At 57.3% G+C, this 8,118-nt stretch carries 9 protein-coding genes; 4 read left to right on the forward strand and 5 right to left on the reverse strand.

The window, feature by feature from the left end:
- Positions 1-137 precede the first annotated feature (137 nt).
- Positions 138-1,349, reverse strand: a complete 1,212-nt coding sequence (locus tag AACZ86_RS16355; protein ID WP_339694705.1) for a CoA transferase — start codon at positions 1,347-1,349, stop codon at positions 138-140.
- A 98-nt stretch (positions 1,350-1,447) separates the two neighbouring features.
- On the opposite strand from AACZ86_RS16355, the gene AACZ86_RS16360 reads away from it, so the two are divergent.
- Entirely contained in the window at positions 1,448-2,965 is a 1,518-nt protein-coding gene (locus AACZ86_RS16360) for a hypothetical protein (RefSeq protein ID WP_339694709.1), read from the forward strand.
- Here AACZ86_RS16360 and AACZ86_RS16365 read toward each other — a convergent pair.
- Positions 2,955-3,989 carry a cysteine synthase family protein gene (locus AACZ86_RS16365; protein ID WP_339694711.1) on the reverse strand — a complete coding sequence of 345 codons (1,035 nt, stop codon included), beginning with the start codon at positions 3,987-3,989 and terminating at the stop codon, positions 2,955-2,957. The two genes, AACZ86_RS16360 and AACZ86_RS16365, sit on opposite strands and share 11 nt — an antisense overlap.
- Positions 3,990-4,095: 106 nt before the next feature.
- On the opposite strand from AACZ86_RS16365, the gene AACZ86_RS16370 reads away from it, so the two are divergent.
- The 3 genes from AACZ86_RS16370 to AACZ86_RS16380 all read left to right on the forward strand — a co-directional run bounded on the left by AACZ86_RS16370 (position 4,096) and on the right by AACZ86_RS16380 (position 5,917).
- Positions 4,096-4,566 carry an Lrp/AsnC family transcriptional regulator gene (locus AACZ86_RS16370; protein WP_339694714.1) on the forward strand — a complete coding sequence of 157 codons (471 nt, stop codon included), beginning with the start codon at positions 4,096-4,098 and terminating at the stop codon, positions 4,564-4,566.
- 511 nt (positions 4,567-5,077) lie between these two features.
- The gene (locus AACZ86_RS16375; protein WP_339694717.1) at positions 5,078-5,350 is read left to right on the forward strand and encodes a hypothetical protein; all 273 of its coding nucleotides are present in this window, start codon (positions 5,078-5,080) and stop codon (positions 5,348-5,350) included.
- 117 nt (positions 5,351-5,467) lie between these two features.
- Positions 5,468-5,917 (forward strand): hypothetical protein, encoded by a 450-nt coding sequence (locus tag AACZ86_RS16380; RefSeq protein WP_339694720.1) that lies wholly within the window; start codon positions 5,468-5,470, stop codon positions 5,915-5,917.
- Between the two features lie 65 nt (positions 5,918-5,982).
- Here the strand turns inward: AACZ86_RS16380 and AACZ86_RS16385 are convergent, their stop codons facing one another.
- From AACZ86_RS16385 to AACZ86_RS16395, 3 genes are all read right to left on the reverse strand, one after another.
- Positions 5,983-6,993, reverse strand: a complete 1,011-nt coding sequence (locus AACZ86_RS16385; RefSeq protein ID WP_339694723.1) for a fumarylacetoacetate hydrolase family protein — start codon at positions 6,991-6,993, stop codon at positions 5,983-5,985.
- A gap of 140 nt (positions 6,994-7,133) precedes the next feature.
- Positions 7,134-7,682 carry a VOC family protein gene (locus AACZ86_RS16390; protein ID WP_339694726.1) on the reverse strand — a complete coding sequence of 183 codons (549 nt, stop codon included), beginning with the start codon at positions 7,680-7,682 and terminating at the stop codon, positions 7,134-7,136.
- A partial coding sequence (locus AACZ86_RS16395; RefSeq protein ID WP_339694728.1) for a VOC family protein occupies positions 7,682-8,118 on the reverse strand: 437 nt, incomplete at its 5' end. The genes AACZ86_RS16390 and AACZ86_RS16395, both read right to left, overlap by 1 nt.

Raw genomic sequence — 8,118 nt, forward strand, 5'->3', positions numbered from 1 at the left:
CTCATCATCGAGCACGGCTCGAACATGGGCGCTGGTGCATTGTGCCTCGAGAAACTTGCGTGCTTCGTCGCGGAGAAACTTCTGATCGTCAGAGAAATCAAAATTCATGGTTCAAACCTCGTCCTGTTTTATCATTATCATTCGTCGTTGGCGGGCATGCCGAGGGCACCCCGTATTTCGTCATTGTCCGCGCCGAGTGTCGGCGGGTCGGCATAGATATTCGCCGGGCTGGCGGAATAATGGACCGGATGTTTGATCGTCCGGTATTTGCCGATCTTCGGTCCCTCGCGTTCCTGCCAGAAACCGACCTGCTGGAGATGCGGATCGTCGAGGACATCGGCGATGTTGTTATAGCGCATGGCCGGGATATTATGCTCGTCGAGCAGGGGCAGCCACTCGTCGGTTGTCTTGGTGGCGGCGATTTCCTCGATCAGTGCATAGAGGGCGGTGATATTCTTGGTGCGCTCGGTATAGGTTGCAAAGCGCGGTTCCTGAAAGACGCCGGGCTTGCCGCCAAGCTCGAAGAATTTCTCCCATTGCGTGTCGCTATAGGGGACCAGGCCGATATAGCCGTCCTTGGTCGGATAGGGTTTGCGATTGGGGTTGATCGACCTTGTATAGGCCATCTTGCCATTGCCCGGGATGAAGGTCTCGCCCCACAGATTTTCGACCATGTTGAACCAGGTAAAGGCTTCGAACATCGGCACCTGGACAAATTGCCCTTCGCCGGTCTTTTCCTTGTGATACATCGCCGCGAGCGTCGCGTTGACCGCGAACAGGCCGATGGTCTTGTCGGCGACCAGCGACGGCATGTAGAGCGGACGACCGCTGTCGCCGCGCATTTCGAACAGGCTGGCAAAGCCGGAGGCGCACTGGATCAGGTCGTCATAGGCCTGGCGTTTCTCATATTCGCCGCCCTGGCCGAAACCGGCGCAATGGACATAGACGATGCCCGGATTGATCGCCTTGACGCTTTCATAATCCAGGCCGAGCCGTTCCATGCCGGCCAGCCGGACATTGTGGAAGAACACGTCGGCATGTTTGAGCAGTTCGAGGATCACCGCCTTGTCATTCTCGTTCTTGCCGTTGAGCGTGATCGATTTCTTGTTGCGGTTGAGCGAGGTGAAGATCGGGCCGAGGTCGCCGGTCGGATTGTCACCGGCGTGGCGCATCATGTCGCCGCCGAACTTGCCTTCGCCATTTTCGATCTTGATGACGTCCGCGCCCATGTCAGCGAAATTGAGAGTGGCGAAAGGACCAAGGACGACGGTAGACATGTCGACGATTTTCAAACCCTTCAGGGGTCCTGTTGGTTCCGTGTCCCATTTCAGCTCTGGCCATCCGCTCATTCACTAGTCCTCAAATTATTAGGTGCATTGATTACCCCGTCTGTTATCATGTTTAATCGATTGATGAACTGTTTATTTTGAGGGAATTACCATTGGCTTTGGCAGACAAGAAGGCGCCGGTCCTGATCGGCGTTGGCGAAACAAGTGGGCGGAAACTGAAAGAATCGCAGGGGCTTGAATGGCCTTCTACTGTCGACCTTGCGTCAGCAGCGGTCAGGGAAGCGCTGGCCGATAGCGGCGCTGGCGAAAAACTGGCGGCGTCGATTGACTGTCTGCTCTCGATTCGCCTGTTCCACGATAGCGGTCTGCCGCATGATTTCGGCTCGCCAGAGAATCACCCCGAAGCGGTGGCCACGGCCTCCGGTCTCGATCCGGCGCATCTGCTCTACGGCGATGTCGGTGGCCAGAGCCCGCAGAAGCATCTTAACAAGCTCGCCTGCCAGGTGCATGACGGCGAATATAAAGCGGTGGTTCTGTCGAGCGCGGAGAATATGGGCACGGTCAAGCGCGCGCGGCGCAGTGGGCATGAGCTGGACTGGAACCAGCCGGCGACCCGCGACATGACCGACCTGATCACCAATGAAGACAAGATGCTGACCGCCTATGAATGGCGGCAGGGCATTATCAACATGCCGATGGCCTACGGGATTGTCGAAAACGCCCGGCGCGCGCGGCTCGGCATGGACCGCGACAGCTATGCGCAGAGCATGGCCGAACTGTGGGAGGCTTTTGCCGGTGTGTCGCTGACGCGCGAACATGCGCAATTTGCCCGCAAATGGACGGCGGAGGAATTGTTGGCTGATGAGCATGGCAATTACCGGCTCAACGACCCCTATCGCCGCTGGATGGTGGCGCAGGATGCGGTCGAACTGGGCGCTGCGGTGATCCTGACCACGGCCGGCCATGCGGAAGAGCTGGGCATAGCCGAAGACAAGATGATCTATCTGCACAGCGGATCGGACGCGAGCGTGCCGTTGATGAGCCTGCAGGATGATCTGTCGGTCTCGCCGGCGATGCAGGTCGCTTTTCCCAAGGCATTGGAACTGGCGGAACTGGACGCTGGTGATCTGGGCCCGATCGATATTTACAGCTGTTTCCCGGTGGCGGTTTCGCTGGCGATGGACGCGCTCGGTTCGCCGGACCGCTCGCTAGCTTCCTATACGCTCACCGGCGGGCTCAGCTTCTTCGGCGGTCCGGGCAACAGCTACAGCGCCCACGGTATGGTCGCGCTGGTCCAGGCATTGCGCAAGGATGGCAGCAAGCCGGGGATGATCTCTGCCAATGGCGGGGTGATCAACAAGGAATCGGTGGGCATCTATGCGGCACAGCCAGTCGCTGGCGGCTGGTCACCCGACCGGATCGCGGCGCCGGTGCGGATTCCGAAGCCGGATCATGTCAAGCCGGACCATTATTTCAACGGCAAGGCGGTGATCAAAAGCTATGCCATGCCTTATGGCAAGGCCAGCCGGGGGGCGGCCAGTCTGTGGCTAGAGGATGAGCAGGGATTGCCCGCCATCGGTGTGCTGCCCGATGCGCCGGAAGATACCGATCTGATTGGTCTGGCGGTGAATGTAACGGCGGCCGACGATCGCAATATCGCCAAGCTTAGCGGATAGTCTGCATATCCAGCAGTTCGATTTTCGGCGTCAGATAGCAGTCGCGGCAGGGTTCTTCCTTCGCCAGATCGGTGGACAGATATTTGCTGTTGCTGTCGGCGAAGATGGTCGCGACCGCTTTGCGGGTTCCGTCGGCGGCCACCGGCTGCTGCAGCGCTACGCGGATCGCAGCGACCAGATTGATGCCGCTGGAAATGCCGACGCCGAGACCGAATTGCCGGATCAGCCGTTGCGCCATCAGGATCGCGTCGCCGTCATGCACGCCGATGACGCCGTCCAGTTCGGACAGGTTGAGGATCGCCGGGATGAATTCGTCCGACAGGCCCTGGACCCGGTGCTGACCGCATTTGTGGCCGACCGACAATGTGGGGGATTCAATCGGCTCGACCGGATGGACGGCAATGCTCTGGTCCCGGCTCTTGAGATAGCGGCCCATACCCATGACGGTGCCACCTGTGCCGACGCCAGCGACAAAGCCGCCGAGCGTGCCGCCGTCGGCAGTTACCTGTTGCCATAGTTCGGGACCGGTGCCTTCGGCATGTTCGTCCGCGTTGACCGGATTGGAAAACTGGCGCGGCATATAGGCGCCCTGCTGGCCCAGCTCTTCTGCCGCCGCCATGCAGCCGAGAAAGCCGCCCTGCTCGCGGGAGACCAGACGCACATCCGCGCCATAGATCGCCAGCGTAGCGCGCCGTTCCGCGCTGACCCAGTCGGGCATGAAAATGGTGACGGGATGACCGAGCGCGCAACCGATCGCGGCAAAGGAGATGCCGCTGTTGCCGCTGGTCGCCTCGACAATCGTCTGGCCGGGCAGCAATTCGCCGCGCCGCATCGCATCCTGCAGGATCGCCAGCGCCATCCGGTCCTTGATGCTGCCGGACAGGTTGAACATCTCCGCCTTGGCATAGACGGTGACATCCTGCTCCTCGCAGCGCGCAAGGATCTTGATCATCGGCGTATTGCCGATCAGAGCCGACAGCGACTGCAGCTTGTCCTCGCGCGCCCGGCCTACAAAATCCAGCATGGTATTTCCCCTATCATCATCTGCATGTGCATATGAAGCGAGACGGGTGGGAAATCCCTGTCAATTATTGGTGCTATTGCACGGAAGATGTGATAATATTCTGGATATGACCAAAGAAACCAAAAATATTGATGATAATGACCGCAATATCCTGAAAGCCTTGCAGCGCGATGCCAGCCTGTCGCTGGAAAATCTCGCCGCGCAGCTCAGCCTTTCGACCAATGCCTGCTGGCGGCGGGTCAAGCGGATGGAGGCGGACGGGATCATCGCCCGCCGCGTGGCGATTGTCGATCCAGAGGCGGTCGGCCTGAATATGACCGTATTCGTCGCCGTGCGGACCAGCGACCATAGCGACAAATGGCTCGAAAAATTCGCCGCAGCGGCGTCGGCGATTGAGGAAGTGGTCGAATTCTACCGGATGGCGGGCGAGGTCGACTATATGCTCAAACTGCTCGTTCGCGATGTCGCCGACTATGACCGGGTCTACAAGAAACTGATCAAGGCGGTGCCTTTGTCCGATGTGTCGGCGAGCTTCGCGATGGAGCGGATCAAATATGAGACGGCGGTGCCGGTTTGAGGGGGGTCTGCATTGGGTGGGGGGAAGGTAGATCTGCTACAAGCTTAATATCTAGTCTTCCAACCTCTTTGTGTCTCGTCGAGTCGAAACACCTGTAATCCTAGAAACTTTCTAGGAATGCGTATTTTTACTCCCATGGGTACACGAACGCAAATCGCGTTAATTGGTCCTAGTCCAGGCCCTGCACCAACGCTTACATCTGAGAGAGCGGCGCATTTCGGATAGGTACTCAGAAATGATAATTTTATCTCTTGAAACAACGCCTTGGATTGAGCGTTATACGGATCAATCTTCTGAAATTGGTGCGTTCGCTCTTTTTCGGATAATTTCAGAAGATCCAACAATGTCATCGTCTTTCTCCCATCGAGCGCAATATAGATGAGCATGGGTGCCAAATACAATAGGTGCCCCGATTACGGTGACAGTGCACTTCATTCTGAGCACCAGAGTAAATTAGTGCACTGTCACCGTAATTCTAATACTGTTGCTCTGATTGGTGGAAGGAACGATATTGATTGATGTAAGTAAACTTAGCGCGGACTTGGTTCCGATTTATGAGTACGAAATTGGAATTGGAAATTGTGTAAAAAGAGTTGATTATCCGGCTGGCACACGATGCCCTCTAGCAGTTGTTTTTGAGAAACGACTTGATATTAAAGGATATTTAGCAAAGCATGGATTGCCAGACCAAGTGGAAATCTGGGAAAATAGAGATAGCCACTATAGCATTGAAAAGGGCTATTTCTCTGAAACTAGCAACCATGCTATTTCCGGCCCACTTTAGAATGGGCTATACAGCTCTGGAATTTTGGTGACGGTGCACTTCAGCCCAAGCGTCCGAACGATTTAGTGCTGTGTCACCGCAATTCGAGAGTTTTGCCGAACCGTTGGATGAAAGATTATGGACGCACGCATTGATAGATTTCATGCTAATAATGAGGCATTATTTGAGACGTTGGATATACGTAGAATTGACCGGTGCATTGGCCCTTTAGAGGGCGCATTTTGGCAATATTCAGTGTATCGAAAAGGTTCTTGGATGATATTGGTTCGGGCGGCTATTAGAGATGGAATTGCCATTTATTTGACCAGCGATGAACTTGCTTACGCCCGCCTCCAAACGAATGAAGATGCGGAACCAATTGCTGAAAAGTTTTGGGGTAACTTGTGGGCGTTTACGAGGCCAGAAACTTTCCGAGTAATTCAAATGGAAGAAGCAGAAATAGAGCGACAAGGCTTGTTGGATGACGCTGACGCACCTTTGGTTGAATTCGAAAGCCACACTGACGATGAATATGATGTTGCGTTAGGACTGGAACTCCAAAAATTTCTAGAAACCAAATCGAACTGACCCCGCAACGCTATTCAGCTATTCAGTTAGCACCCGCTCTCGGGATAATGTGGACACCAACCCAATCAAACCGCCACAACCTCCTGCCGGATCGCGCCGAATATCGAGTGACCATCCGCATCCAGCATCTGGATTTTCACCGTATCGCCAGCGCTCATGAAGGGTGTCTTCGCCTCGCCGTCATTAATCGTCTCGATCATCCGGATTTCGGCGATGCAACTATAGCCCAGGCCGCCTTCGCTGACCGGTTTTCCGGGATCGCCGTCGGGGCCCTGGTTGGATACGGTGCCGGAACCGATGATCGTGCCGGCTGACAGGGGACGGGTCTTGGCGGCGTGGGCGACCAGATCGGCTAGGCTGAAGGTCGCGTCCGCTCCGGCATTGGCACGGCCGAAGGGTTCGCGGTTATAGTCGACTTGTAGCGGCAGATGGATGACCGAACCTTTCCACGCGTCGCCCAGTTCGTCGGGGGTCACGCAGACCGGCGAGAAAGCCGATGGCGGTTTCGACTGGAAAAAGCCGAAGCCTTTGGCCAGCTCGCCCGGGATCAGGCCGCGCAAGGACACGTCGTTGCACAGCATCACCAGCTTGATATGGTCGGCGGCATCTGCGGCGCTGACGCCCGGTGGCACATCATCGGTGATGACCGCGACTTCGCCTTCCATGTCACAGCCCCATTTGGGATCGCCGAGCGGGATATCGTCGCGCGGGCCGAGGAAGGCGTCCGAGCCGCCCTGATACATCAGGGGATCGCTGTAGAAGCTCTCAGGCACTTCCGCGCCGCGCGCTTTGCGGACCAGTTCGACATGGTTGATATAGGCGCTGCCGTCGGCCCATTGATAGGCGCGGGGCAGAGGGGATTCGGCGAGCCGCTCGTGAAAGCGCTCGCAGGGTACGCTTTCATGTTCGACATCGCGGTAGAGCGCTTCCAGCTTCGGCGCGCATCGTTCCCAGTCGTCGAGCGCCGCCTGCAGGGTCGGGGCAATATTGCTCGCTTCGCAGCAGCGGGTGAGGTCTTTCGAGACCACGACCAGACGGCCGTCACGGGTGTCATTTTTCAGGGTAGCGAGTTTCATGTGCGTTCCTCGGTCTGGCTGCCGTTCGTCTCGAGCCCTTCGTTAAGTTGAGGATTCGAGAGACCGGTGCGTGTGGGCTCAGTGTCTCGACTACGCTCGACACGAACGGTAATAAAGGAGCTTATGCGGCGCAAGGCAAGCTAATGCTCGTCGCGGGCCTTTTCATGCAGCCAGGCGGCATGTTGCGGCGCTTTCTTGGTGCGGCTCCATTCCTCGAGCATCGCGGGGGCGACGCGGCGCAATTCGGCCATCTCCTCGTCGGTGCCGATATCGCAGGCCAGCTCCAGCCGGTGGCCGTTGGGATCGAAGAAATAGATCGACTTGAATATCCCGTGATGGGTCGGGCCGAGGACTTCGAGCCCCTCGGCTTCGGCATTGGCCTTGGCCGCCATCAGGTCGTCGAGCGAGTTCACCTTGAAGGCGATATGCTGGACCCAGGCCGGGGTATTCTGGTCGCGGTCCATGTCCGGCTGCTCCGGCAGCTCGAAAAAGGCGAGGACATTGCCGCCGCCGGCATCGAGGAAGATGTGCATATAGGGGTCGTGCTCGCCGGTCGACGGCACTTCATTTTCGGCAAAGGCGAGCTGGAACTCCATGCCCATCACGCGCTGGTAGAAGTCGACCGTCTCTTTCGCGTCCTTGCAGCGATAGGCGACATGGTGGATGCCATCGATCTTTGGTGCGGCCATTATACCGGCTCCTCTACATTCAGCACCCCGCGCGCAACCTGATCGCGTTCGATGCTTTCGAACAGGGCCTTGAAATTGCCCTCGCCAAAACCGTCATCGCCTTTTCTCTGGATGAATTCAAAGAAAACCGGTCCGACCTGCGCTTCGGCGAAAATCTGCAGCAACAGGCGCGGCTCGCCGCCTTCTGTTGTACCATCGAGCAATATGCCGCGGGTCTGCAGCGCGTTCACATCCTCGCCATGGCCGGGCAGGCGGCCATCAAGCATTTCATAATAGGTGTTCGGCGGCGCGGTCATGAACGGCACGCCGAGCTCCTTGAGCCGGTCCCAGCAGCCGACCAGATCATCGCAGATCAATGCGATATGCTGGATGCCTTCGCCGTTGAACTCGCGCAGGAATTCCTCGATCTGGCCCTTGCCGCCTTCGCCTTCCTCGT

Source organism: uncultured Parasphingorhabdus sp., assembly GCF_963975735.1.
GTDB lineage: Bacteria > Pseudomonadota > Alphaproteobacteria > Sphingomonadales > Sphingomonadaceae > Parasphingorhabdus.

Coding starts and splice junctions, on each gene's coding strand:
- AACZ86_RS16385 (WP_339694723.1), bottom strand. CDS start 6,993: ATGAAACTCGCTACCCTGAAAAATGACACCCGTGACGGCCGTCTGGTC.
- AACZ86_RS16380 (WP_339694720.1), top strand. CDS start 5,468: ATGGACGCACGCATTGATAGATTTCATGCTAATAATGAGGCATTATTT.
- AACZ86_RS16370 (WP_339694714.1), top strand. CDS start 4,096: ATGACCAAAGAAACCAAAAATATTGATGATAATGACCGCAATATCCTG.
- AACZ86_RS16365 (WP_339694711.1), bottom strand. CDS start 3,989: ATGCTGGATTTTGTAGGCCGGGCGCGCGAGGACAAGCTGCAGTCGCTG.
- AACZ86_RS16390 (WP_339694726.1), bottom strand. CDS start 7,682: ATGGCCGCACCAAAGATCGATGGCATCCACCATGTCGCCTATCGCTGC.
- AACZ86_RS16355 (WP_339694705.1), bottom strand. CDS start 1,349: ATGAGCGGATGGCCAGAGCTGAAATGGGACACGGAACCAACAGGACCC.